This window comes from Kosakonia sp. LAM2021, from assembly GCF_016620385.1.
Taxonomy (GTDB): Bacteria; Pseudomonadota; Gammaproteobacteria; order Enterobacterales; family Enterobacteriaceae; genus Kosakonia; species Kosakonia sacchari.
In genome coordinates this window covers 59091-83100 of the sequence record NZ_JAENHT010000002.1, presented here as the reverse complement: position 1 = coordinate 83100, position 24010 = coordinate 59091, and the positions used below count along the sequence as shown (strand labels likewise).

At 53.6% G+C, this 24010-nt stretch carries 22 protein-coding genes; 10 read left to right on the top strand and 12 right to left on the bottom strand.

What is annotated here, in order from left to right:
- Nucleotides 1-9 precede the first annotated feature (9 nt).
- Genes JKP81_RS06840 through JKP81_RS06820 form a run of 5 tightly spaced genes read left to right on the top strand, consistent with a single transcriptional unit; the run spans nucleotide 10 to nucleotide 7279 of the window.
- Nucleotides 10-555, top strand: a complete 546-nt coding sequence (locus JKP81_RS06840) for a GNAT family N-acetyltransferase (protein WP_234455546.1) — start codon at nucleotides 10-12, stop codon at nucleotides 553-555.
- A gap of 16 nt (nucleotides 556-571) precedes the next feature.
- Nucleotides 572-793 carry a hypothetical protein gene (locus JKP81_RS06835; RefSeq protein ID WP_200551132.1) on the top strand — a complete coding sequence of 74 codons (222 nt, stop codon included), beginning with the start codon at nucleotides 572-574 and terminating at the stop codon, nucleotides 791-793.
- Nucleotides 794-810: 17 nt separating this feature from the next.
- Nucleotides 811-2760, top strand: coding sequence for a secretin N-terminal domain-containing protein (locus tag JKP81_RS06830; RefSeq protein WP_200551131.1), 1950 nt, complete (start codon nucleotides 811-813; stop codon nucleotides 2758-2760).
- A gap of 31 nt (nucleotides 2761-2791) precedes the next feature.
- A complete protein-coding gene (locus JKP81_RS06825) occupies nucleotides 2792-4903 on the top strand; it encodes a hypothetical protein (RefSeq protein WP_200551130.1) in 2112 nt (703 codons plus the stop codon).
- Nucleotides 4904-4954: 51 nt separating this feature from the next.
- The gene (locus JKP81_RS06820; protein WP_200551129.1) at nucleotides 4955-7279 is read left to right on the top strand and encodes a hypothetical protein; all 2325 of its coding nucleotides are present in this window, start codon (nucleotides 4955-4957) and stop codon (nucleotides 7277-7279) included.
- Nucleotides 7280-7332: 53 nt separating this feature from the next.
- Here the strand turns inward: JKP81_RS06820 and JKP81_RS06815 are convergent, their stop codons facing one another.
- From JKP81_RS06815 to JKP81_RS06795, 5 genes are read right to left on the bottom strand one after another with little or no spacing between them, the layout of a single operon-like run.
- Nucleotides 7333-7968, bottom strand: a complete 636-nt coding sequence (locus JKP81_RS06815) for an HrpE/YscL family type III secretion apparatus protein (RefSeq protein WP_200551128.1) — start codon at nucleotides 7966-7968, stop codon at nucleotides 7333-7335.
- Entirely contained in the window at nucleotides 7952-8533 is a 582-nt protein-coding gene (locus JKP81_RS06810; RefSeq protein WP_200551127.1) for a hypothetical protein, read from the bottom strand. Before JKP81_RS06810 ends, JKP81_RS06815 begins: the two co-directional genes overlap by 17 nt.
- Nucleotides 8534-8558: 25 nt before the next feature.
- On the bottom strand, nucleotides 8559-9263 hold the full coding sequence (gene sctJ, locus JKP81_RS06805) for a type III secretion system inner membrane ring lipoprotein SctJ (RefSeq protein WP_200551126.1): 705 nt from the start codon (nucleotides 9261-9263) through the stop codon (nucleotides 8559-8561).
- A gap of 15 nt (nucleotides 9264-9278) precedes the next feature.
- On the bottom strand, nucleotides 9279-9884 hold the full coding sequence (locus JKP81_RS06800) for an EscI/YscI/HrpB family type III secretion system inner rod protein (RefSeq protein ID WP_200551125.1): 606 nt from the start codon (nucleotides 9882-9884) through the stop codon (nucleotides 9279-9281).
- A 42-nt stretch (nucleotides 9885-9926) separates the two neighbouring features.
- Nucleotides 9927-10115, bottom strand: coding sequence for an ATP-dependent helicase HrpA (locus JKP81_RS06795; RefSeq protein ID WP_200551124.1), 189 nt, complete (start codon nucleotides 10113-10115; stop codon nucleotides 9927-9929).
- Nucleotides 10116-10326: 211 nt separating this feature from the next.
- Between JKP81_RS06795 and JKP81_RS06790 the strand changes: the two genes are divergently transcribed.
- Nucleotides 10327-11160 carry a DMT family transporter gene (locus JKP81_RS06790; protein ID WP_200551123.1) on the top strand — a complete coding sequence of 278 codons (834 nt, stop codon included), beginning with the start codon at nucleotides 10327-10329 and terminating at the stop codon, nucleotides 11158-11160.
- A 177-nt stretch (nucleotides 11161-11337) separates the two neighbouring features.
- Entirely contained in the window at nucleotides 11338-12522 is a 1185-nt protein-coding gene (emrD, locus tag JKP81_RS06785) for a multidrug efflux MFS transporter EmrD (protein ID WP_200551122.1), read from the top strand.
- Here emrD and JKP81_RS06780 read toward each other — a convergent pair.
- A complete protein-coding gene (locus JKP81_RS06780; protein ID WP_200551121.1) occupies nucleotides 12425-13513 on the bottom strand; it encodes a cellulase family glycosylhydrolase in 1089 nt (362 codons plus the stop codon). The two genes, emrD and JKP81_RS06780, sit on opposite strands and share 98 nt — an antisense overlap.
- A gap of 161 nt (nucleotides 13514-13674) precedes the next feature.
- Between JKP81_RS06780 and dsdA the strand changes: the two genes are divergently transcribed.
- Nucleotides 13675-14991 carry a D-serine ammonia-lyase gene (dsdA, locus tag JKP81_RS06775; protein ID WP_200551120.1) on the top strand — a complete coding sequence of 439 codons (1317 nt, stop codon included), beginning with the start codon at nucleotides 13675-13677 and terminating at the stop codon, nucleotides 14989-14991.
- A 1-nt stretch (nucleotide 14992) separates the two neighbouring features.
- On the opposite strand, the gene JKP81_RS06770 is transcribed toward dsdA, so the two are convergent.
- From JKP81_RS06770 to JKP81_RS06750, 5 genes are all read right to left on the bottom strand, one after another.
- Nucleotides 14993-16114, bottom strand: a complete 1122-nt coding sequence (locus JKP81_RS06770) for an anaerobic sulfatase maturase (protein WP_200551119.1) — start codon at nucleotides 16112-16114, stop codon at nucleotides 14993-14995.
- Between the two features lie 10 nt (nucleotides 16115-16124).
- Nucleotides 16125-16475 carry a DUF202 domain-containing protein gene (locus JKP81_RS06765; RefSeq protein WP_200551118.1) on the bottom strand — a complete coding sequence of 117 codons (351 nt, stop codon included), beginning with the start codon at nucleotides 16473-16475 and terminating at the stop codon, nucleotides 16125-16127.
- Nucleotides 16465-16812: a YidH family protein gene (locus tag JKP81_RS06760; protein ID WP_200551117.1), complete on the bottom strand. Its 348-nt coding sequence runs from the start codon at nucleotides 16810-16812 to the stop codon at nucleotides 16465-16467. The genes JKP81_RS06765 and JKP81_RS06760 overlap by 11 nt, the downstream gene beginning before the upstream one ends.
- Before the next feature lie 105 nt (nucleotides 16813-16917).
- The gene (locus JKP81_RS06755) at nucleotides 16918-18240 is read right to left on the bottom strand and encodes a 6-phospho-alpha-glucosidase (RefSeq protein WP_200551116.1); all 1323 of its coding nucleotides are present in this window, start codon (nucleotides 18238-18240) and stop codon (nucleotides 16918-16920) included.
- A complete protein-coding gene (locus JKP81_RS06750; protein WP_200551115.1) occupies nucleotides 18237-19853 on the bottom strand; it encodes an alpha-glucoside-specific PTS transporter subunit IIBC in 1617 nt (538 codons plus the stop codon). The genes JKP81_RS06755 and JKP81_RS06750 overlap by 4 nt, the downstream gene beginning before the upstream one ends.
- 220 nt (nucleotides 19854-20073) lie before the next feature.
- Between JKP81_RS06750 and JKP81_RS06745 the strand changes: the two genes are divergently transcribed.
- Nucleotides 20074-20820: a GntR family transcriptional regulator gene (locus tag JKP81_RS06745; protein WP_200551114.1), complete on the top strand. Its 747-nt coding sequence runs from the start codon at nucleotides 20074-20076 to the stop codon at nucleotides 20818-20820.
- Here the strand turns inward: JKP81_RS06745 and JKP81_RS06740 are convergent.
- The gene (locus tag JKP81_RS06740; protein ID WP_200551113.1) at nucleotides 20788-22449 is read right to left on the bottom strand and encodes a putative transporter; all 1662 of its coding nucleotides are present in this window, start codon (nucleotides 22447-22449) and stop codon (nucleotides 20788-20790) included. The genes JKP81_RS06745 and JKP81_RS06740 overlap by 33 nt on opposite strands.
- Nucleotides 22450-22737: 288 nt before the next feature.
- Between JKP81_RS06740 and oxlT the strand changes: the two genes are divergently transcribed.
- Nucleotides 22738-24000 (top strand): oxalate/formate MFS antiporter, encoded by a 1263-nt coding sequence (gene oxlT / locus JKP81_RS06735; protein ID WP_200551112.1) that lies wholly within the window; start codon nucleotides 22738-22740, stop codon nucleotides 23998-24000.
- Nucleotides 24001-24010: the final 10 nt, after the last annotated feature.

The window sequence follows — 24010 nt, the reverse complement described above, 5'->3', positions numbered from 1 at the left end:
TTAATGGAAATGAAATTAGATGAACGCGTCTTAAAAAGACTGCCTCACGGGCTGAGGGTAGCGCAAAAAAGCGATATTGAAGCCATGACCATGATTTTTAATGAGACAGCAAATACCGGCGCTAATTCTCCCGTAACAAGGCTGATCACCGTTAAAGAACTGGGGTTTTATATCGAGCTTTATCAAGAAGATAAATTGCCGGTGTATGTGCTGGAACGCGAAGGCGAAATCGTCGCCTGGCTGTCAATAAACCGCTTTAGCTGGGGAACGTTAGCTTGCCGGCAAACCGGGGAAATTGCCTTATACGTCCGCGCGGATCGCTGCGGCAGCGGCCTTGGCGTGCATCTTGGGCTGGCGGCATTGCTGCTTGGCCGTGAATATGGGTTTGAAACCATGGTCGCCTGGATTATGGCTTCTAACCTTGCCAGCCAACGAATTGCTAAATATCTCGGTGGAGAACAATGGGCTTTCTTACCCAGAATTGCCCGTTTTGGTGAACAACGCGCCAGCGTTATGCTTTTTGGTTTCCGGCCAGATCTGCGTCTTTATAAATAAAACAGGAATAATTGTAATGCTAAAAATGGAATCTGTGCGTAGCCAGTTAGATAGTAAATTCAAACAAGCCAGCAGTGATTTTCAGACCTCTGCAAAAAATATGAATGGCATGTCAATGGGCGACTGGCTCACGTTTCATCAGCAGATGAAAAAATATTCTTCAGCCACCTGGGCTGCTAACCAGGAAGTGACGCTCAATCACAATCTGGCACGTTCAATTATCAACGATGGCCGATAAACTAACAGGTGGCATGTATGAAATTATACTGGCGTGTCTTTTATTCACCAATTTCGCATTGCGCCAGGCAATATAAACGATGCGCAACGCTAGCCCTGATATTCTTAACAGTTCTGATACATCAACATGCCGTGGCGGCGGTGCCTGCCATATTAAACAGTGGTGAGTTTTCTTATCAAAATACTCCAGCACCGTTAAATAAAGTGTTGGAGGATTTTGCCCATGCATTTTCGCTACGTTTGGTTATAGACCCAAAGATATCGGCAGAGGTAAAGAATAAACTACGCGCTACTACGGCTCAGCAATTTATTGAACGTCTGGCGCTCGAATATAGTTTACAGTGGTTTATTTTTGAAGATAAATTATACGTTAGCAGTAAAACGGATCAGCAATCTCTCAAAATAAAAGTTTCTGGCGAGTCGATTGACAGCCTTAAAAAGGCATTAACGGATATAGGTCTGTTGGAAAAGCGATTTGGCTGGGGAGAGCTGCCGGAGAGCGCCGAAATATTGGTAAGCGGCCCAACCGAATATGTCAATTTAATAAAGATGTTTGCCGAGCAGCCTGATGCCAGTAAAAACAAAGAGGGCGCTTTTGAAACCATGTTCTTTCCTTTGCGTTTCGCAGAAGCGGCCGATATCCGGGTTGAATATCAGAATGAGCTGATCACCATTCCGGGTGTTGGCACAATATTATCCGAGTTATTAGATGCAAAGAAATCCTCGCCACAGCTTCAGCGGTACAATTACCCAGTTGCGCTCGATGCGGGTGATGGCAAAACCCCGTTTAATAACCGATTAGGCGCTTCGTTTTCAGCCCTGACTGACCGCGTTTCACTAGCACCCGCACTGCCCGCGTCCAGCGAGGACAAACCGAAAATCGTGGTCAGTACACGCAGCAATGCCATCCTCATTCAGGACAATCCCGCCAAAAGGAGTGAATATGCGCAGCTCATTGAAAAACTCGATGTGCCACTGAGATCGGTCGCCATCGACACCCTGGTTATCGACGTGGATAACCGCCAGGTTCTTAACACCGGCATGCAGGAAAAACGTTTAAGCCGCAGAGGCAGCGTTTACGATGAGGTTATTAACGGCAACAAATCTGTCCTTAACGCCCAGGAGATGAAAAAATTCCAGGCTGAAATTCAAAAAATTGTCGAGCAAGGCGGCGCGTCGTTAACCGCTCGCCCTTCACTGACAACAATGGAGAATTTTCCGGCAGTCTTTAATTTTAGTCATCAAAATCGACAAGCGACAAAAGATGACCCGCTCTCTACTGCATCCAACGGTGCGGTGCTGCAAATCACGCCTCGTGTTATTACCAGTGACAAACAGGAAGCGCTGCAGATAAAAGTCAATATGTATAACAAAGGGACAACGCCAGCGCCTGAAGATAACAACAAGACGGGCAATCTCAGCACGCTGGTAACGGTCGATGAGGGTGATTCGTTAATTATTGGCGGTTTATCTGTCCATGAAAAAAAGAACACTACCTTCAACTTGCGGGAAAGTGAAAATCGGCAACGGTTTATTATCATTACGCCGAAGATAATCCAAAAAGATGCTAATAAAGAAAAAACCAGGGCAAGAAAAAACGCATCAGAATATGGCGGCTCGTTTTCTAAAAAGATGTACAAACAGATTTTCGATGATATTACCAGACTATCCAGCGGCACTATTCCACCCGGTACGTCGCCAACTAACGATGATATAACCATCGAGGATATCTGCGATATTAACTGGCCACTGACCGTTCTGGCTGGAAACGTTAAATCGCTGGCAACGCAGGAATATACTATTTCTTCATCATTAATAAAAAACGCAGGGCAACAGTCCGTTTTATTTCATGATGCAGATTGTGATAACGATGAAAATGTCATGATTATCCCTTACCCCAATGCGCCTATATCACCCGGTGCTTATATCGAAGTTTATATTGCCAGAAAGATCGAAGCACAGAAATAACCTCGTCCGAAGTTCGTGAAGGAGCCCTACAATGAAAATTAACCCATTAACCCCTGCTATTACTAATACACCGGTTGAGAACAAACAAGATCCTGGCATTGAGAAACGGGACCGGCGGGATATTCCCACCGGCTCGTTATACGACGGCCCGCAGAACAACAATGACGACCGACCTGTCCGCCCCGATGCCCGCTCGCTGATTTTTACTCCCGATCCGCGTGGCGAAGGGTATCCCTCCATTGAGAAACAGATTGCCGGGCAGATGATCCGCCAGCGCGAAGGGCAGACCAGCGAATCCGGCTTTACCGCCTCCTACGGCGCACCTTACGAGGCAAGAAAATCCCTCCTCGCTTATGGCCTGGCGGCGGCGGGCATTCACGATCCGGCCAGCCTGCCCGATAGCGGGCATACCCGGACGACAGCGCTGCTGGACAAAGTGCGCGGGCAGTATGCCGCCTCCCCGCAGGCGCATTATGACGCGCAGGGCAACACGCGCACGCCTTCCCTTCTGGTGGCGGCGGCGCGGGATTTTTTCGACCAGCAGATCAATACCGGCGCACAGTACAAAACCAACACTCACGATGACGTTCCGGGTCTGGAAGGCAAACCGCTGGCGCAGTACAGCGACCGCGATAAAGTGCAGTCGCTGCGCCATTTTGCCGGACAGCCGCTGCGTACCGAACAGAATGAACCCACTAACACTGAACTGGTGATGAAAGATATCGGCGCGCTGCTGATGCTCGACGGCATTGCCGCAGAAGCGGGCGCCATGGCGGAGTTCTTCACTGAAAAAGCGGTGACCACGGAAGGCCGGAGCGCGCTGGCCACGCTGCGCAACACCTCTGAGCAGGCGACCGCCGGGGAAGCCGGTGTGGCGATAACCAGCGAAGCCGGTACCGCAGCAGCGGAGATGGCAGTGGCCGGTGAAGCCAGGGCAGCCGCCGCCGGAGCCGCTAAGGGAGTAATGACAGGGGAAACCACGGCGGCAGCAGCCGGAGAAACCGGAATGGCAGCAGTAAACCGCCTGCGTCCTTCGCAGGCGGGCAATATCAGCCAGTACGCCGTGAAGGATGGCGAGGCGCTGCTCAACGGGAGCCGCGCCAGCGCCGGGGGCATTCATCAGGTGAAGGACGCCGCCGGAAATGACCGCTGGCTGCTGCGCTACCGCGATGGAACAGGTGACAGCAGGGTGTACGAAGTCGGGCAGGATTTCCGCCCAGGCGAAGGGCGGGCGCGCATTATCGACCCGCAGACCCGCCAGCCGGTGCTGACCGTGCAGTCGGGCAACGGCGAGTGGCAGCGCAGCGCATTACCCGGCGGGGTCAAGCCGCGCACCAACACCGAACCGCAAACCAGCTTTGCAGCGAGCGCCGGAACATCCGGCGGCAGTGCGCTCTCCTCTGCCCGCCAGGAAAAGTTTTCACCGGTCAGCGAAGAGCTTCGCGAACTTTATATGAGGCCTGATGAGGGGCAATACCGGGCCAGAACACCCAAAGAGAAAGCAGCCGATGAAAAAATCCTTCTGGATTTGAATTCGGTTAAAAACAGGCAAGAGTCAGCTATTCTTGCGGAATATATTGAAGGGGGAGATGGGACTTACCGCACGATAAATAACCATCTGCGGCATATTAGTCCCTCAGCCGAAGGGGAAACGCTGGCAACAGAACTAAAAGCAGTTGTATCAAAATTAAAGGATTATGACGCACCGGCATACCGGGCGGCGACAGTTCCCTCGGGTACATACGGTAATAAAATAAAAGTCAACGATGTGGTGACCGACGCAGGATTTATGTCGGCATCTGCATTACCGCAGAATTCAATAAACTGGCTTGAAACCTGGACTGGACAATTTGAAAAGCAATCTACTGACAAAGTGCTTTTCATTTTAGACCACACTACGCCAAAAAAAATGGCTGCCGGAGGAATGCTCCCGGACCATATTTTAATTAATCCCAACACGCCATTAAAAGTTAAAGAGATTCACGCCATCGAAGGAAATGCATCACGCGATCCCATAACCATTGTCAGATTGAAAGATGCAGAACACCCTTTCAGGCATGATATTAAGAATATTTTTTCCGGAAATATTGAATTACCCGCCGTCGAAGTGCCATTCCTGAAAAAATTTGGTATCCGTCATTAATTTGACGACCTGAAGTACGACATCTTTTTTATTTGTGCAAAAGAGGTGGTTATGAAAATCGATTCTCTATCCGTTCCTGTATTTCCCCAGCCGATACTTCGCGAGGAAACCTCCGCCAAAAACAAACGTGATATTCCCACCGGCTCGTTATACACCGGCCCGCAGAACAATAACGACGACCGCCCTGTCCGCCCGGATGCCCGCTCGCTGGTCTTTACTCCCGATCCGCGTGGTGAAGGGTATCCCTCCCTTGAGAAACAGATTGCCGGGCAGATGATCCGCCAGCGCGAAGGGCAGACCAGCGAATCCGGCTTTACTGCCTCCTACGGCGCGCCTTACGAGGCGCGAAAATCCCTCCTCGCTTATGGCCTGTCGGCGGCGGGCATTCACGATCCGGCCAGCCTGTCCGAAGGCGGGGGCACACAGACGACAGCGCTGCTGGATAAAGTCCGCGAGCAGTATGCCACCTCTCCGCAGGCGCATTATGACGCCCAGGGCAACACGCGCACGCCTTCCCTTCTGGTGGCGGCAGCGCGGGATTTTTTCGACCAGCAGATCAATACCGGCGCGCAGTACAAAACCAATACTCACGACGACATACCCGGCCTTGAAGGCAGGGCACTGGCGCAGTACAGCGACCGCGATAAAGTGCAGTCACTGCGCCATTTTGCCGGGCAGCCGCTGCGCACCGAACAGAATGAGCCCACCAACGCTGAGCGGGTGATGAAAGATATCGGCGCGCTGCTGATGCTCGACGGTATTGCTGCAGAAGTGGGCGCCATGGCGGAGTTCTTCACTGAAAAAGCGGTGACCACGGAAGGCCGGAGCGCGCTGGCCACGCTGCGCAACACCTCTGAGCAGGCGGCAGCCGGGGAAGCCGGTGTGGCGATAACCAGCGAAGCCGGTACCGCAGCGGCAGAAATGGCGATGGCCGGCGAAGCCAGGGCAGCCACCGCCGGAGCCGCTAAAGGGGCACTGGCAGGGGAAACCACGGCGGCAGCGAGTGCAGCGGCCGGGGAAACCGGAACGGCAGCAGTAAACCGGCTGCGTCCTTCACTGGCGGGCGATATCAGCCAGTACGCGGTAAAAGATGGCGAGGCGCTGCTTAAGGAGAGCCGCGCCAGCGCCGGGGGCATTCATCAGGTGAAGGACGCCGCCGGAAATGACCGCTGGCTGCTGCGCTACCGCGAGGGAACAGGTGACAGCAGGGTGTACGAAGTGGGACAGGATTTCCGGCCAGGCGAAGGGCGGGCGCGGATTATCGACCCGCAAACCCGCCAGCCGGTACTGACAGTGCAGTCGGGCAACGGCGAATGGCAGCGCAGCGCATTGCCCGGTGGGGTCAACCCGGGTAATGCGCCAGCAGGTAAAATGTATGGCAATCCACGCGCAGACCTTCCCGAGCAGCCACTCGACCTCAGGATCTCCCGGCCAGCATCAACCTCGCGTCCATCGCCGATGGACGTTGATTCACAGCCAGGCCCTTCGACAGCGCGCGACACAGCAGAAACAGAACGCCCTCTTGATCTGAGTATGCCGCGCCGCTTACCGGATAGTCGATCGCCGGAAAACAGCCTGCCACCCACGCCCGGCACGCCTATATTCACACCGGCGAGCAGCCGTGCGCCAACACCTGTTACCCCCTTCTCACCAGCAATGTCAGAAAGCTATTCCGCAACGGGTCTCCCGCGCACACCTGGCGCATCCCTGTTTGGCTCAGAGGGTAGAAGTTCTCCCCTTTCCAGGCCGTTAACACCAGGCGCGGAAAGTGAGTCATCGGCCGTCGAAATGCGATCACCAAACAATTCTGGGAGGAGCACCCCATCATCCGTCGCAACCTCCGGCGCCGGGTACACGCCTTACGCCGACGATGCAATTAATTTCAACCCCTGGGCGGATAACGTTCAGTTGCCACCAGGAAGCTATCTGAACGATCGCGGCTACATTGAGAGAAGGGATTTTAATAAGTTGTACCGCGTTGAACAGGCAGATCGGGTCGACCGACGTGGCGATCCACAGAACGTTGGCTTCAGGGACGGCAATTACTTTGCCGGTGTAGAGAAGATGATGTCCAGGCCGGTGGTATTCGTTGCGCGAACCCGTGAGGGCGCAGAACGTTTTGGCCGTGGCGAGCTAATAAACGGTTTTCATCTGTATGAAATTGATGCGCAGGGCATACCCGGCGTCTCACTTCGGGAAAATATTGAACACAATGAGCAATATATGGAGCTGGCAAACACCATGCAGCCCGGATATGTCGCCGGCCTGCGCAGCGTCAATCAGCTGGAAAGATTTGGCGATTACGCCTGGTCATTCGATGAGGTTCATCTGGCCAATGACCAGGTGACGCCGGATAAAATAACCAAAATCTATTAACGCCCGCAAAATAAACGGAGCTATTACCGCCGCGTAATGGCTCCGCAATGACTTTACTCTCCCCCTTCGGTTTCATTTTCCCCGCTGGCGTTCACCGCGCTTTCCGTGATGGCAGAAAGAAAAGTGTCGGTTAATGTCTGCCAGCCGATCGTATATTTCCCGTGAGGGCTTTTCAGACACAATTCGTCTTTGGCCTGCTGAGGATCGCTCACCAGCGTCCAGGGCGTATCGCCTTGCGCGCCTAAAAATTGTTCGACCTGTTCATATTGCTGCGGATTAACAATTAGCATTGCCGCATGGTTAGCATCAGGATGCTTTTGCAACTGTTTGAAAAGTAAGTTTATACGTGCTTTGGCGGGCTCTTTGGCAAGAGCAAGGCGCAGCGCCTGGGTAAGCAACTGTTTTGCGCACTCGACCGCCTGCTTACGCATCTCTTCCCGCTCTTTTTGCCAGTCATCCAGTAATACCTGTGCCTGTTTCCATAGCGTCTTCGACACCTCTTCATACGCCTGATGGCGAATCCGCTCTGCCGCTAATTGCGCATGTTTTATCGTCTCGCTGGCGCGCAGATTGGCAATGTCGCACGCCTGTTGCGCGACAAAAAAATTCGCTATCTCTTCCCTACGCAGCACCGGTTGTTGCACAAGAGAATTCCCGGCGAGCAGATTAATTTTATGTACCGTTAACATGACCGTTTTCCCGTTGGCGTTTGCGCTGCATCCAGGCGATAACCGCCATCCACAGCGTGGAGATCTTATGCGCTGTGATAGTGATGGCTGGCTGGCGCTCGACCTCTTCGACTTTTTCTTTCGGCAGAGAAAAACGCATCCGCGACCAGACAGGCTCACCCACCCAGCCACGAAGCAGGATGATTCCGGTAATTTCCGGATCAGGAGAGAGAGGCGGTGTCCACAGCCCAGGTTTTAACCCCATAGCCAACCGGCGGCACCATTGCAAAGCACCTGAAGACATAAAACGATAGGCCGATTGTGGATGATCCACGCAGACACAAAAGAGGACTTCAAATAATAAAACGCGCTGGTGTTGTAAGAGCTCAATGACGTTAATAAACGCCTCTGTTGGCTCAGGAATTGCCGTAGGTTTGACGCCAAAAAGGCTGTCGATCCAGTGTCTTTGATGTGCTTCAGCATGAGTGATAACCGCATGGATAATGTGCAACTCTTCCGGCAACGGCCAACTGTGATGACGTTTATGGCGCCAGCCATCGCGCCACCAGTGAATCCATCGCAGCATGAAAATCCCTTTAATAAAGTTGGCTTTATTTTTTCTGTATAAAGAAATAAAACGATGCAAGTAAGCAGAGACAACCGAGAAAATACAATATCATGGTGTTTGGTTTTTTATTTTCCGGCGCAATACCTTGTGTTTTATATTCCGCAGTGGGGATAAAGGAAATAGAGAGCTTTTTATCATCGGCATTAACCATTCCCGGAATACTGCTGAGTGCCATACGCCTAATAACAGGCTGTAATTTTCCCACATCAATATCCCGATTATATTTAATAAATACCGCCGCGGATGCGGGTTGTATTGGCTCGCCCACTGAGATACGTTCCGGAAGAACAATATGCACCCTTGCCATAATGACGCCATCTATTTGCGATAACGTAAACTCAAGTTCCTGAGACAAGGCATAAATATAGCGAACACGTTCTTCAAGCGGTGATGAAATCATACCTTCCTTACGAAAAACATCTCCCAGGCTAACATAGCTCTGGGAGGGCAATCCTGCGGAATGTAATATTTTCACAGCTTCAGGAAGATCGGACATAGCTATCGAAACGGAATAACCCGTTTTATCCGAATGCTTCGCGGCTTCAATACCTTTGTCCTTGAGTTCTGCAACGATGGCGTTAGCCGCTGGCTCAGCAAGCCCCTGATATAACGCCAGCTCACCCTGACAACCGGAGAGAAAGATGACCAGGAATAACAGGATGATGGCGTTAATTGCTCTTATTAACATAATGGATTTTTATCGTTATTGGAGGTTTGTCATTCGCTCCACGCTGTTTGTCATTTTGCTAATCATTTTCGAGACAAACTGATTATTTAAATAATAGTTTGACATCGAACGGTTGGCTTTCAGCACATCATAAGGATCATTGCTACCGGAAGCCGCTTTTAAATCCCGTCCCGCCTGCCTGGACAGCTTTTCTAACATATCAGATAACTGGCGCAGGATAGACTTCGTATCGGTATTACAATCATTTCGGTCATTGCCCGGCCGATGGTGATTATTTGAACCGGAGCAGTTATTCCCGTTATTGCCAGGTCGATTGCAACCATTCCAATTATTATCAGGGCGGTTGCAACCATCCCAGTTATTATTTGGTTTATGACAGTTGTTATTAGGTTTATTGCAGTTATTCCAGTCGTTGTTTGGCTTGTTGCAATGATTCCAGTCATTATTGGGTTTATTACAGTTTTTGCCATCGTCTGGTTTACAGCAGTTATTATTATTTTCAGGCGGTTTAGGGGTGGAACCGCAGCGCGTTAACACGTTGTTGGTGTTGTTGTTATTTTGCTGAAAAACAACCTGTGGGTTGCTTACCATACTTAAAGCTGCTCTGGTAATAAAACACATAGAATACTCCTTTATCGCACAGTGTTATTTTGTTGATGCCATTTAATATTGAATGGCTTTACCCGCCTGTTGCATTGAGTTTTGCGCTTTCGTTGATGAATCGATGAACGAACTGGTAATACCGTTAATGGTATCGGTGATCATTTTGGCTGACTGCGCCTGGGCATTCATCATGGTTGTTGCGGCGGAAACCATATCCAGTTGTCCCATGGAAGCTAAAGACGCTCCCATTGAAGCTCCTCCGGCCATAACGTTTTCTCCTTATTGATGAGTAGTGACTTGGGGTTGCTACGATTTATTGGTGGCGCTTTTTTATAAAACTGTTCACTTTTCGCAGGACGTTTTTAACTGTTTAGCGCGCCATTTGCGCGGGTCTGGTTAGCTGGCTTCCATTACGTTCATCATGTTACATTTTGGTGACATTCCACCCATGTGTGCCGCTATGACCCTCTCTGTGTTTTTCATTCTGTTGTTCGCCGCGCTGCTGCATGCCAGCTGGAACGCGATAGTAAAAGCGGGCAGCGATAAGCTCTATTCGGCCATTGCCGTCAGTGGTTCCGCCGCATTAATCGCGCTGGTTTTGCTGCCTTTTTCTCCGCAGCCAACGCTTGCCAGCGCGCCTTATCTCATTGCCAGTTGCGCCTTACAGGTGATCTACACGGTGCTGGTCGCCAAAACCTATCAAGTAGCGGATATGAGCCAGACCTACCCGCTGATGCGCGGCACCGCGCCGTTGCTGGTGGCGATAATCAGCGTGCTGTGGCTTGGCGATTCCCTCTCAAGCGTGGCATGGGGCGGGATTGCGGTGATCTGTCTGTCGATTCTCGGCATGGCGTTCAACGGCCGCAGCCAGTCGCGTAAAGGCATCTGGCTGGCATTACTCAACTCCTGCTTTATCGCCGGTTACACGCTGGTAGATGGTACTGGTGTGCGCCTCGCCGGTTCGGCGCTCGGCTACACGCTGTGGACATTCTTTATGAACGGCTTCTGCCTGCTGGTGTGGGCAATGCTGGCGCGCCGACAAGAAGTGACGCGTTATCTGGCGGCAAACTGGAAAAAGGGATTGCCCGGCGGTATCGGCACGATGGGCTCCTATGGGCTGGCACTGTGGGCCATGACACAAGCGCCGCTGGCGGTAGTGGCGGCACTGCGCGAAACCTCGATTCTCTTCGGCGCGCTGCTGGCATTTTTATTGCTCAATGAGAAAGTCGCCGGACTGCGAATCATCGCTGCCTGCGGCATTGCCGTTGGGGCAATTTTACTGCGTCTTTCATAAGACAAACTGGCAACAAAAGTTGCCGAAAATCGTTTACAAAACCTGCCTGGCGCAGCATCGCCTTTGCTGTGCCGCATAGTGGTTCTGTCATCTGACTGTGATAGATTCCTCCCGCATTAAGGCTTAATTGCAGCCATATATTCTTTAATTCCTCAATTTCTTAAAGTAATCATCGAGATGAAAAGGCAAAGAAACGTCAATTTGTTGTTGATGCTGGTACTGCTGGTCGCTGTCGGGCAGATGGCGCAGACAATCTACATTCCAGCCATCGCCGATATGGCGCGCGATCTTAATGTGCGTGAAGGCGCGGTGCAGAGCGTGATGGCGGCTTATCTGCTGACTTATGGCGTCTCGCAGCTGTTTTATGGCCCGCTGGCGGACAGAATTGGGCGCCGGCCGGTGATCCTCGCCGGGATGAGCATTTTTATGCTGGCGACGCTGATTGCTATCTCCACGCACAGCCTGACGGTGCTCATTCTGGCCAGCGCTTTACAGGGCATTGGTACCGGCGTCGGCGGCGTGATGGCGCGAACCCTGCCGCGTGACCTTTACGCCGGTACGGAGCTGCGCCACGCCAACAGCCTTCTGAATATGGGGATTCTGGTCAGCCCGTTACTGGCTCCGCTAATTGGCGGCGTGCTGAACACGCTGGTTAACTGGCGCGCCTGTTTTATTTTCCTGCTGGCACTCTGTGCGTTTGTCACCTACAGCATGGCGCGCTGGATGCCGGAAACCCGCCCAACGGACGCGCCGCGTATCCGGCTTATCGCCAGCTATAAAACGCTATTCGGTAGCGGCGCGTTTAACTGCTATCTGCTGATGTTGATTGGCGGTCTGGCGGGAATTGCGGTGTTTGAAGCTTGTTCCGGCGTGCTGATGGGCGGTGTTCTTGGCCTCAACAGCATGACGGTCAGCGTGCTGTTTATCCTGCCGATTCCGGCGGCGTTTTTCGGCGCATGGTTTGCCGGGCGGCAGAATAAGCGCTTCACCACGCTGATGTGGCAGTCGGTGATTAGCTGCCTGGCAGCCGGTATTCTGATGTGGATCCCCGGTTTGCTGGGCGTAATGAATATCTGGACGCTGGTGGTTCCCGCCGCGTTGTTCTTCTTTGGTGCCGGGATGTTGTTCCCGCTGGCAACCAGCGGCGCGATGGAGCCGTTCCCGTTTCTCGCCGGAACGGCGGGGGCGCTGGTCGGTGGTTTGCAGAATATTGGCTCCGGCGGGCTGGCATGGCTTTCGTCACAACTGCCGCAGACCAGCCAGTTTAGCCTTGGGATGCTGATGACGCTGGCCGGGCTTTTGATCCTGCTGTGTTGGCTGCCGCTGGCGTCGCGTTTTGCTCGCCACGAACCGGCGATTTAACCTCATGATGGCCCGGCTTCGCGTCGGGCTTGCAGCAATCTGGCGCGATCATCACCTTCAGTAATGGCTCCGGTGCGGGTCGCCATGCGCCCTCTTCACCGTCATAAAATTGCGTATCGGTGTTAATCGCGTAAGGGATTTTCACCTTGTTCAGCTCGCAAGCCATAAAACGGGCAAACGCCAGCTGCGACTCGGTTGGCGCGCTTTTCATGGACTCGCCGACTGCCCAACCGCCAACCCAACTGGTATGGCCCGTTTTCTGCTGCCAGCGTACAGCGGTGTTGATACGCGCGCGAATAGCGGCTTTCTCTGCCGGCGTGCCGGAGGTCCAGGGGTATTTGCCGTTCGCTTTTAGCGGTCCCCAGGGAAAAATGTGCCATTCGGCGAGCAGGAAATTCTGGCTATGCGGCGGCAGCTTCAGCGAGGGCAGATCTTCAGGAGCGGCGCGCATCCGGGGTGCGATAAAAATCATGCGCTGCGGATCGATATCATGCAGCGTTCTGACAACGTTTTCATAGGCGCGATTCAGCGCAGAAAGGTCGTGGTTAAGTTTATCGGCCGGTTCATAAATCACATCAAAACCGAGCGTAGGGTGATCAGTGCCAAAAAAGGTGCCGACGGTTTTCCACCACACCACCAGTTGCGCTTCATTTTTGGCGTCGGGATCGGCTTTAAAGCTATCCGCCTGGTAAGCAATAATCGGAATTACGCCATACGCTTCGCAGGCTTCCACCAGTTTTCGCAGATGGATCAGACGCGCTTCGGTCATGTTATCGGCAACGCGAATACGCACATGGCGAATGCCCGCCTCGTAGAAATCACGCACCACCAGCGGATCAAACTCACGAATTCCCCTGTCGGTACGCGCCCAGTCGACATCCATCCCCACACCCAACTGCTGCGCATAATGCGCCGCTGTCAGCGGAGTATCAGCGGCAAACGCAGAGGTTCCCGCCAGCAGCATAGCAACAGCAATCAGTGGCTTTAACACAGTTAACCTTGTGAAAATTGGGGGCGAATACATGTATTTAGCATGCTTTACGCCACAACGTGTAGCGGCAAAACGTAATAAATTCTCACCACGTCTGCACACTTGCACCGACGGCGTATTCCTGTTTTCTTTAACCATCCGCTTTCGATGATGAAGAACCGATGAAAAACGCCGACCTCCAGAAGCTCATCCAGCACGACCCGCTAGTGCAACGCCTTATTGATTTGCAAGAAACGCGCTGGTTTAACCCTAATACTACCCCGGTTGCCGAGGCTTTGCCGCATGTTGGTCTGACACAGCAAGATGTGAGCGACGCGCACGCCCGCCTGGCGCGCTTTGCGCCTTTTATTGCGAAGGCGTTTCCGGAAACCGCCGCCAACGGCGGCATCATTGAATCCGACGTGATACCGATCCCGGCAATGCAGCGCCGTCTGGGACAAACCATCACCGGTGAGCTGTGGCTGAAAAAAGACAGCCACTTGCCGATTTCCGGCTCTATCAAAGCGCGCGGCGGCATTTATGAAGTGCTGACCCACGCGGAAAAACTCGCTTTCGCCGCCGGGTTGCTGACGCCGCAAGACGATTACAGCCGCCTGCTCTCGCCGGAATTCACCCGCTTTTTTAGCCAGTACAGTATCGCCGTCGGTTCGACCGGTAACCTCGGGCTGTCGATCGGCATTATCAGCGCGCGCCTCGGTTTTCGCGTAACAGTACATATGTCTGCTGATGCCCGCGCCTGGAAAAAAGCGCTGTTACGCAGCCACGGAGTGAACGTGGTGGAGTATGCCGAAGATTACGGTGTCGCCGTTGAGCAAGGGCGCCGCGCGGCGCAAGCGGACGCGAACTGCTTTTTTATTGATGATGAAAACTCGCGCACGCTATTCCTCGGCTATGCCGTCGCCGGGCAACAGCTAAAAGAACAGTTTGCCCGCATCGGTAAAGTGGTCGATAAAGACCATCCGCTGTTTGTTTATCTTCCCTGCGGCGTTGGCGGCGGCCCTGGCGGCGTGGCGTTCGGCCTGAAGCTGGCGTTTGGCGATGATGTCCACTGTATTTTTGCCGAACCGACGCATTCACCGTGCATGCTGCTTGGCGTGTACACCGGTCTGCATGATGGCATCGCGGTGCAGGATTTAGGCATTGATAACCAAACCGCCGCCGATGGGCTGGCCGTCGGACGCGCGTCGGGTTTTGTTGGCCGCGCGATGGAACGCCTGCTGGACGGCTTTTACACCGTCGATGACCAAACACTTTATAACCTGCTGGGATTACTGGCGCAGGAAGAGAACATTTTACTGGAACCGTCGGCGCTGGCAGGCATGCCGGGACCGAAACAGATCTGTGAAGAGAGTTCTTACCATCAGCTTCACGGCTTTAGCCAGGCGCAACTGGCGCAGGCCACCCATCTGGTGTGGGCGACGGGCGGCGGTATGGTTCCGGCAGAAGAGATGGCGCAATATCTGGCGAACGCGCGCTGATTCAGCGGTGGTTGCGCATAAAAGACATTAACTCCATCGGTGAACGCCGCTGTTTAAGCAGGTCACGCATAACGCGCATATGCGGCGCGGTATGGCTGAAAAAGTGAAGGTAGCCGTGGCATAACGCGCTTTTTCCCTGCACAAAGCGGTGCTTCGGGCAATCGCCCTGGCAAAAGCGCAGTACGTCGCAGCGGCGGCAGGCAGCGTGCAGGGTACTCTTTTTGTTTTGCCCAAAAGCGATAACCTCGTGGCTGAGATTAATCTCTTTGATCGGAATATGGTGCAGGTTGCCAAGCCGGTAGGCCGGATAAACGTAGTGATCGCATTGATATATATCGCCGTTCGCCTCCAGCGCGAAGGCGTGACCGCAGGTTTCGCCAAAGGTACACATTTGCGACGGGTAACCGCTCCATACGCCCAGCGTTGAATCAAATAGCTGAACATAAACCCGGCCAATATCCTCGCGCACCCAGCAATCAAAAACCGTGGTCAGGAAATGCCCCCACGCCTCGCCGCTCACCGATTCCGCCGTTAAATTTCCCTGCTCATCCTGTTCCACCAGCGGGATAAACTGCAAAAAAGGCGTACCGAGAGAGCGCAGGTACTGGTATAAGCGCTGTGGCTGCTGGCTATTGAGGTTGTTGACGACGCAGAGCACGTTGTATTCCACACTGTGTTTCGCCAGCCGTTGAATGGCGTCGATCACTTTATGGTGTGACGGCTTGCCGCTACGGTTAACACGGTAAGCGTTATGCATTTCTGCCGGGCCATCAATAGAGATACCGACTAACCAGCCGTGCTCGCGAAAGAAGCGACACCAGGCATCGTTCAGCAAAATCCCGTTAGTTTGAAAGGCATTTTCGATTCGTTTGCCGTTGGCGAACTGCGTCTGAAGCGCGGCGACCCGACGAAAGAAATCCAGCCCGCTGAGTGTGGGTTCACCACCTTGCCAGGCAAACGGCACGACATTGCCCGGTTGGGCGTCGATCTGCTGGCGAATAAACGCCTGCAGCGTGGCATCATCCATGATCTTTTGTTGCGGCTTTTCAATGTAAAAGCAGTAGCGGCAGTTAAGATTGCAGCGAGAACTGGCGGGCTTGGCCATAACGTGGCAGCCTGGCATGCGGTGTTCCTCAGAAAATCAGGAGTAATTGACGAATATGCGTTACAGCAAACAGTAATGCGAGGGAGAGCACCGCGAGGGAGATCAATAATTTGTCACGTACCGCGCCGGATAAGACGAAATCACTTTTATTCACATCCGTTAAGATACGTTTATGTGTGTAACGCCAAAGCAGAAGCGCCACGCACAGCAGCACCCCCAGCGAGATCCAAAACGGCAGCCCCGAATGCTGCCAGTTATGCCTGACCGCCAGCGCCATCAGCGCGCCGTAGCCGAACAACGTGCGCAGCCACGCCAGCGACGTGCGTTCCGGCTGCAAGCCGGGATCTTTTTCGCGGCGTGCTTTACGGTTATCCGCCATAGAAAACCAGCCCCATCACCACCAGTGCAACCGCCAGCAAAATAACGCTTATCACCAGTAACGCACGGGTGTAGGGCAAATCCTCTTTCAGGCGCATCGCTTTTTCATTGCCCAGCCAGCGCAGATAGCCATACAACGCCAGCCCGCCTGCGAAGAGACACAGTAGCAGCGCCAGCACTTCACGAATCAACGGCGTGGCAAATTCCGGTGCTAACTGGTCCAGACCGACTCCGGCCGCCAGAAAACCAAGCGCCGTGCGGATCCACGCAAGAAAAGTACGTTCGTTCGCCAGTGAGAAACGGTAGTCCGGCGCCTGGCCAACGCGAGAAATTTTCATCAGTGCTCCTTGTTGGTGTACTGGTCAACAAAGTAGCGGATACTGTGAATTTTTTCGACACGTTTCATATTTGGACCGGCATCCTGACGATGCCGGTCGCGGGGATTAATGCAGCTCAGGCCAGAACGCTTTATTGGCTTCGACTAAATCATCCAGAATGGCTTTGGCGACAGAAGCGCTCGGAACCGTTTTGGACAAGGTTATCGCCTGCCACAACTTCTGATACGAGCGCTGCTCCCAGGCATCGACCACCAGTTTTTCCACGGCGACCTGCTGGCTCATCAGCCCCTTCTGGAAATGCGGGATATCGCCCACCGTGAGCGGTTGCGGGCCGTTTTTACCCACCAGGCAGGGGATTTCCACCATCGCGTCGGCATCAAAGTTATGGATCGCGCCGTTGTTCGGCACAATCAGCAACATGCGCTCCTGGGTGTTAAAGGCAATGGCGGTTGCCAGATCGACGATATACGACGCATGTTCGTCAATTTCCAGCTCCCCTGCCGATGATTTACCCGCTTCGATAATGGCGCGACAGGAACCAAACACCTGTTTTTCACGGTGATCCATCACTTCATTGGCACGCGTACGTTCAGGGTTGGAGTGCGCCACCACATAATCCGGGAAGAGGTAATACTTCAGATAGGTGTTCGGCATCGTATCCGGATCAAGCGCCTGCACATCTTTCGCTTTGGCGAACGTGTCGTTCCAGCTTGCTTCGGTATGCTCATCTTTTGCAGGTGGTACATAGCCATTTTTCGCCACATATTCGCGTAATTTCGGCATTAAATCGTTGCCGTCCAAATCTTCAATCGATGTCCACCAGCCAAAGTGGTTGAGCCCGTAATAGCGCACCCGCATCTGTTTGCGATCTTGCAGGCCCACAATCTGCGCCATGCGCCCTTCTATCCCGATCGGCATATCGCAGATATTGAGGATTTTGGCCTGCGGACGTAGGCGGCGCGTCGCTTCTGCCACGATTGCCGCCGGGTTGGAGTAGTTCAGCATCCAGGCATTCGGGGAGTATTTTTCCATATAGTCCACCAGCTCCAGCACACCGCCAATCGAGCGCATGCCGTAAGCAATGCCGCCAGGCCCACAGGTTTCCTGCCCGACAACGCCGTGGCGCAACGGGATTTTTTCATCCTGTTCGCGCATCGGATATTTGCCTACGCGGATGTGCGCCATCACAAAGTCGACATCGGTAAAGGCCGTTTTCGGATCGGTGGTGTAGCTAAATTCGATATCCGGTGCCTGCTCCCGCAGGATGACTTTGCAGGCTTCGGCGATGGTTTCCTGGCGCGCGCCGTCATTGTCATAGAACTTCAGCGCCCGCAGCGGAAAACGCTCGCGATTAGCCAGCAGCATTAAAACAATACCCGGCGTAAAGGTGCTGCCGCCACCGGCAATAACAACGGAGAATTTTTTCATGATACAGCCTCTGTCATGGTAGATGGTTCGGGGGTTAAAGGGGTTTTCATTAACGATTCGATTTGGTCGCGCACCTGCGGGACATGCAGCCCGACAATCACCTGGATGCCGTTGCCGCGACGTACCACACCGTGCGCACCCAGTGCTTTAAAGACGTCATCACTTTGCGTTTTCGCCATATCGATCAGCGCGATACGCAGCCTTGTGGCGCAGTTATTTACGCTTTCTATATTTGCGCTGCCACCCAGTGCCTGCAGGAAACCGGCGGCCTGACCGAGTTGGGTATTCGCTGCCGCCGTGGTTTGCCCGCGCGCGGCTTTGTAGTCGGCTTTGCTGTAGAGCTTGATTTCGCTCTCTTCCCGGCCCGGGGTTTTCAGGTTAAAGCGCACAATCAATGTGCGGAAAACCACGAAGTAGAGCGCGGTAAAGCACAGACCAATGGCGATTTGGGTGAACACCATCGCCGCATGGTTATGGAACATCGGGATCCAGTTTTGCGGCAGGAACTGGTCGAGCAGCCCGCCGCCCATGTTGCCGACTACGCCGAAGCTGTACATCACCGTCGCCATGGACGCGGCGAGTACGGCGTGAACGGCGAACAGCAGCGGCGAGATAAACAGAAAAGTGAACTCCAGCGGTTCGGTGATCCCCACCAGTACAGCAGTGAGCGTGGCGGGGATCAGCAGGCCGGCAACTTTGACGCGGTTTTCCGGCGCGGCGGTGTACCACAATGCCAGCGCGATACCGACAGAACCGAACACTTTGGAATTCCCGTGCAGCGCAAATCCGCCTTCCGGGAACAAGGCTTTCAGCGGCTCAGTGCTCTGGCTGAATTCTTGTAAGTGCTGCGCCCAGTAAACCTGGATGCCACCTTCCACTGCCGCCGGGCCGAAGATAAACGGACCATAGACAAAATGATGCAACCCGGTCGGGATCAGAATGCGTTCGAGGAAGGTATACACCCACACGCCCAACGCACCGGCAGAGCGTAAAAAGGCCTGTAAGGATTCAATGCCCAATTGCACTTTCGGCCAGCCGAGCAGGGTTAACCACGCGCAGGGGATCATCACCAGAAACGCGATAATCACCACAAACGAAGTGCCCTGGAAAATCCCCAGAAAGACCGGTAATGGCTTTTCAAAAAAACGGTTATGAATGGCGGTCACAATGCCGGAAATCACAATCGCGCCAATAATGCTGGTATCGAGCGTTTTAATCCCGGCAATCAGCGTTAAGCCACTGCCTGCCGTCGGTTCTGCGGAGAAATCCACGCCAAAGAAGTGACCCCAGGTCATTCCCATCGCGTTGATAAAGTAGTTCCAGGTCAAAAAGCTGATCAGCACAGCCAGGCAGGCGCGCCCCTGCGCTTGCTTTGCCAGGCCAATCGGTAAACCAACGGCAAACAGCAGCGGCATATTACGAAACACGGTCCAGCCGCCCTCTTCGATAATGTGCACAATCTGCGCGAAAAGGTTATCGGGCGCGGTTAATGCTTCACCGACGAAAAGCGGGTTGCGCAGCATAATGGCGATGCCCACCACCATGCCCGCGAAGGGAAAAAGCAGCACCGGGGTAAACATTGCGCCGCCGAAACGTTGTATTTGACTGAGCATAGTTAAATCCTCATGAAACAACCTGTAGGGGGAGAGGCCTTGTTTTGTTTTAGTGGCCTGAAATGAGCATAAGAATTCACCTTCTTGCAGGCAGGACACGCCGCTGCGTTCCGTGATCCCTTTCATGGTTTTATTTCGCCCCTTCAGGTCTACTTTTTGAATTAAAAATAGGCATGTCAGTGATGGCTGTTCTGATAAAGAGGCGTAAAGAGGTCTACAGGTGATCTACAAATCGATAGCCGAGCGGCTACGTCTGCGGCTCAATTCATCGGATTACAACGTTGGTAGTCCCTTGCCGGGTGAAAAAACGCTGGCGCAGGAGTTTGGCGTAGCGCGAATGACTATCCGAAAAGCCATTGATCTGCTGGTGGTGTGGGGGTTGGTGGTGCGCCGTCACGGCAGCGGTACTTTTGTTGCGCGCAAGGATGTGCACCATGAAACCACCAATCTTACCGGGCTGGTAGAGGTGCTGCGCCAACAAGGCAAAGAGGTGTACAGCAAAGTGCTGCTGTTTGAAGTAATGCCTGCGCCACCAGCGATAGCCAGCCAGTTACGCATCCAAATCAATGAACGCATCTACTTTTCGCGCCGGGTTCGCTATGTCGAGGGCAAGCCGTTGATGCTGGAAGATAGTTATATGCCGGTGAAACTGTTCCGCACGCTCTCATTGGCGCACCTTGAAGGGTCAAAGTTTGATTACATTGAAAAAGAGTGCGGCATAACGATTAGTGGCAACTACGAAAGCCTGACACCGGTGCTGGCGGATAAGCAACTGGCGCAAACATTGAACATCCAGGAGCAAACGCCGCTGCTGCGCATCACCTCCCTTTCCTACAGCGACAGCGGCGAGTTTCTTAACTACTCGGTGATGTTTCGTAACACCCGCGATTACCAGGTGGATTACCATTTGCGGCGTATCCACCCGGAAACGCTGTTACCCCATTCCCCAGAAGATCACCGCCAGTAATTGCGGCGTGATAATGCGCAAAAACATCACCAATGGATAGACCGTCGCATAGGCGAGTGCCGCCGCGCCGCTGGTAGGGTGCAGCGCGTTAGCGAAGGCCAGCGCGGGCGGATCGGTCATCGACCCGGCCAACATGCCGCATAAGGTCAGGTAGTTCATCTTCGCCAACATCCGCGCCAGCAAACCGACGGTTATTAGCGGAACGGCAGTAATGAAAATGCCGTAACACATCCATTTCACGCCATCGCCGTGGGTCAGCGTGGCGATAAAATCCCCGCCCGATTTCAGCCCAACCACCGCCAGAAACAGCACAATGCCCAGTTCCCGCAGCGCCAGGTTGGCGCTGGGCGGCATAAACCAGTACAACTTGCCGATACTGCCGATACGCCCAAGGATCAGCGCCATAATCAGCGGCCCACCGGCCAGACCCAGTTTTAGCGCCGCAGGAAAACCGGGGATAAACACCGGTACCGATCCCAGTAACACACCGAGGCCAATACCGATAAACACCGGCAGCATCTGCACTTGTTGCAGTTTATGCTGCGCATTGCCAACTTCATTAGCGACGGCGTCAATCGCCGATGGTCGCCCTACGAGGTTGAGAATATCGCCGAACTGCAGGCTGGCATCGCTGCTGGCCACCAGCTCAACCCCGGCGCGGTTAAGGCGCGAGATTACGACGTCGTAGCGCTCTTTAAAGTGCAGATCGCGGATTTTCTTCCCCAGCACCTTTTCGTTGGTGACCACCACGCGCTCTACCCGCAAATCCGTACCGCGCGTGGATAACGAGACATCAACTTCCTGACCGATAACCAGTTGAGCGTTATGCAGATCTTTCGGTAACCCCACCAGATGCAGTAAGTCTCCGGCTTCAATCAGCGTGCCCGGCGCAGGCACCATCAACAACTCACCGCGTTTTAGGCGCGAGCAGATGATTTTATCGCTGTTGAGGATGGGCACGTCCTGAATCGCCATCTTGTTGAGATTCGGGTTTTCCACGCGAATATTAATGGTGCGAATCAGCGATGTACCGTTACTGAGCGTGGCATCGTGCTTACGTGCTTCCTCATCCACATTGATGCGGAACAGCACGCGCAGTAACCACATGCTGAGCAAAATCCCGCAGATACCGAACGGATACGCCATCGCGTAACTCATGCCCATCTGATCCAGCACCGGGCCTGCAATGCCCAAATCACGCAGGATTTGTTGCCCTGCGCCGAGCGCCGGGGTGTTGGTGACCGCGCCGGAGAAAATCCCCAGCACCACCGGCAACGGAATGGCGAACAGCTTATACAAAATGGCGGTGACAAGGCCGCCGAGAAGCACGATCAGAATAGCGAACAGATTCAGCCGCAGGCCGGAGACGCGTAACGAGGCGAAGAAGCCAGGCCCCACCTGAATGCCGATGGTATAAACAAACAGGATCAGGCCGAACTCCTGCACAAACAACAACATTGGGCTACTCAACGGAATGCCCAGTTGATCCACAAAGTGGCCGACGATTATCCCACCGAACAGCACACCACCGATGCCAAACCCGACGCCGCGAATCTTCAGGTTACCTATCCATAACCCGACGACAGCAACGAGTGCCAGAACGCTTACGGTTAACGCGATATCACTCATGATCTTTTCCCTGTACATGATGACTACAGGAATATTGGCAGAAGCTGTAATAACTGTATGGGTGATGCTGCACAAAGTGCAGGGATTTTCTCTGCTTCGTGATGTGGCGAAAATTGCACCAGCAAACGACGGTTGCCCCGAATCAAAGCAGTGCTATTCACCTGTCTGACCGCTTCTTGATGGGCTCAAACCCTATGCCTGCTAAGCATCGGCGCAATCCCAACCGCAACAATAGGTTATGGCATAGTTAATGCAAAAGACCACTTTTGTTAACAACAGGGTGGCAGAATGACAAATACAACATTGACCAACGTGGTGGTAGCAAGCCCGAAAAAGTGGATGCAACTGGCGCTGGGCCTGGTGTGCATGGTTTCCATTTCCAGCCCGCAGTATGTCTGGGCACTGCTGACGCGACCGTTTATGGAAAAACTACACGTACCCCTGGCGGAAATACAGCTCACCTTTTCGCTGCTGATTATTCTGCAAACCTTCTTCTCCCCCTTTCAGGGGCGATTAATTGATAAGTTTGGCCCACGCCGGCTAATTGCCATCGGCACGGTGTTCAGCGGCGTTAGCTGGATGCTGACCGCCACCATCAGCAGCCTGACGGAACTCTATCTCTATTACGGCGTACTGGGCGGCCTTGGCACCGGCATTGTTTATATCGGCGTGGTTGGCCTGATGGTGCGATGGTTCCCGGAAAAACGCGGATTTGCCACAGGGATGGTGGCGGCGGGCTACGGTATGGGCGCAATTCTGACGACTTTCCCGGTGACGCAATCGCTGGCCGCCAAAGGGCTGGAGAATACGCTGTGGCAATTTGGTCTACTGATGGCGGTCATCGGGTTTCTCGCCAGCCAGGGGCTGCGGGCACCGTACAGCAGCCGAACAGAAGACGTCACCAGTAACCTGAAGATGAGCGACAGAAGTTTTGCGCCGAAAGAGATGCTGCGCAAGCCGCTGTTCTGGTTGATGTTTGCGATGATGACCATGATGTCTACCTCAGGACTGATGGTGACGTCGCAGATGGCCATTTTCGCTGAGGATTTCGGCATCACCGCCGTAACGGTAATGGGCATGGCAGCGTTGCCGCTGGCAATGACTATTGACCGTTTTATGAATGGGCTAACGCGCCCGGTGTGCGGTTATATTTCTGACCGGATTGGCCGGGAAAACATGATGTTTATCGCCTTTGGTCTGGAAGGCTGCGCAATGGCGCTGTGGTTGCTGTGCAAAGACGATCCGCTGCTGTTTGTGCTGCTTTCCGGGGTGGTATTTTTCGGCTGGGGCGAGATTTTCTCCCTGTTTCCCGCCACGCTCACCGACACCTTTGGCACGCAGCATGCCACCGCGAATTACGGCTGGCTCTATATTTCTCAGGGAATTGGTTCGATTTTCGGCGGCCCGCTGGCGGCGCTGCTGTACCAGAAAACCGGTAGCTGGGATCTGGTGTTTGGCTGCGCCATTACGCTGGATATTCTCTGCGCGCTGTTGGCGTTTTTTGTGCTGAAACCCTGGCGTCACCGCTTCTTGCAGAGCGTGCGGGCATAAACAAAAAAGG

Excerpts from the sequence above, each read along its gene's own strand:
- JKP81_RS06840 (WP_234455546.1), top strand. The coding sequence starts at position 10 with ATGAAATTAGATGAACGCGTCTTAAAAAGACTGCCTCACGGGCTGAGG.
- JKP81_RS06835 (WP_200551132.1), top strand. The coding sequence starts at position 572 with ATGCTAAAAATGGAATCTGTGCGTAGCCAGTTAGATAGTAAATTCAAA.
- JKP81_RS06830 (WP_200551131.1), top strand. The coding sequence starts at position 811 with ATGAAATTATACTGGCGTGTCTTTTATTCACCAATTTCGCATTGCGCC.
- JKP81_RS06825 (WP_200551130.1), top strand. The coding sequence starts at position 2,792 with ATGAAAATTAACCCATTAACCCCTGCTATTACTAATACACCGGTTGAG.
- JKP81_RS06820 (WP_200551129.1), top strand. The coding sequence starts at position 4,955 with ATGAAAATCGATTCTCTATCCGTTCCTGTATTTCCCCAGCCGATACTT.
- JKP81_RS06815 (WP_200551128.1), bottom strand. The coding sequence starts at position 7,968 with ATGTTAACGGTACATAAAATTAATCTGCTCGCCGGGAATTCTCTTGTG.
- JKP81_RS06810 (WP_200551127.1), bottom strand. The coding sequence starts at position 8,533 with ATGCTGCGATGGATTCACTGGTGGCGCGATGGCTGGCGCCATAAACGT.
- sctJ (WP_200551126.1), bottom strand. The coding sequence starts at position 9,263 with ATGTTAATAAGAGCAATTAACGCCATCATCCTGTTATTCCTGGTCATC.
- JKP81_RS06800 (WP_200551125.1), bottom strand. The coding sequence starts at position 9,884 with ATGTGTTTTATTACCAGAGCAGCTTTAAGTATGGTAAGCAACCCACAG.
- JKP81_RS06795 (WP_200551124.1), bottom strand. The coding sequence starts at position 10,115 with ATGGGAGCGTCTTTAGCTTCCATGGGACAACTGGATATGGTTTCCGCC.
- JKP81_RS06790 (WP_200551123.1), top strand. The coding sequence starts at position 10,327 with ATGACCCTCTCTGTGTTTTTCATTCTGTTGTTCGCCGCGCTGCTGCAT.
- emrD (WP_200551122.1), top strand. The coding sequence starts at position 11,338 with ATGAAAAGGCAAAGAAACGTCAATTTGTTGTTGATGCTGGTACTGCTG.
- dsdA (WP_200551120.1), top strand. The coding sequence starts at position 13,675 with ATGAAAAACGCCGACCTCCAGAAGCTCATCCAGCACGACCCGCTAGTG.
- JKP81_RS06770 (WP_200551119.1), bottom strand. The coding sequence starts at position 16,114 with ATGCCAGGCTGCCACGTTATGGCCAAGCCCGCCAGTTCTCGCTGCAAT.
- JKP81_RS06765 (WP_200551118.1), bottom strand. The coding sequence starts at position 16,475 with ATGGCGGATAACCGTAAAGCACGCCGCGAAAAAGATCCCGGCTTGCAG.
- JKP81_RS06760 (WP_200551117.1), bottom strand. The coding sequence starts at position 16,812 with ATGAAAATTTCTCGCGTTGGCCAGGCGCCGGACTACCGTTTCTCACTG.
- JKP81_RS06755 (WP_200551116.1), bottom strand. The coding sequence starts at position 18,240 with ATGAAAAAATTCTCCGTTGTTATTGCCGGTGGCGGCAGCACCTTTACG.
- JKP81_RS06750 (WP_200551115.1), bottom strand. The coding sequence starts at position 19,853 with ATGCTCAGTCAAATACAACGTTTCGGCGGCGCAATGTTTACCCCGGTG.
- JKP81_RS06740 (WP_200551113.1), bottom strand. The coding sequence starts at position 22,449 with ATGAGTGATATCGCGTTAACCGTAAGCGTTCTGGCACTCGTTGCTGTC.
- oxlT (WP_200551112.1), top strand. The coding sequence starts at position 22,738 with ATGACAAATACAACATTGACCAACGTGGTGGTAGCAAGCCCGAAAAAG.